The organism is Virgibacillus salexigens (assembly GCF_014905415.1).
Lineage (GTDB): Bacteria > Bacillota > Bacilli > Bacillales > Amphibacillaceae > Virgibacillus > Virgibacillus salexigens.
On sequence record NZ_BNEO01000171.1, the window covers coordinates 1 to 297 of the forward strand.

General features: G+C 25.3%; 1 pseudogene. It reads left to right on the forward strand.

Annotated features, from left to right (window positions below):
* Positions 1-253: pseudogene (locus JKP73_RS22720) on the forward strand (ABC transporter permease); the annotation flags it as partial.
* Positions 254-297: the final 44 nt, after the last annotated feature.

Below are 297 nucleotides of genomic sequence, written 5' to 3' on the forward strand. Positions count from 1 at the left end.
TGTATTTTCCGATATATTATTTTTAGCTTTAGCGATGTTAGGGGGATTATGGTTTCCTACTAGTCAATTTCCTGAATGGTTGCAAATGTTATCTAAATTAACTCCTACCTATCATTTTAGAGAGTTAGCTGTTGGATATATAAGTAATAATGAGATACCTTCAAAATCTATTTTAATAATGATAATTTACGCTATTATCTTTATATCTATTTCGCTTATTATATCTAAGAATAGAAAACAAGATATTGCTTAATTTTATAAATAATGAGTTAACTAAGTTCAATAAAGTATACTTTA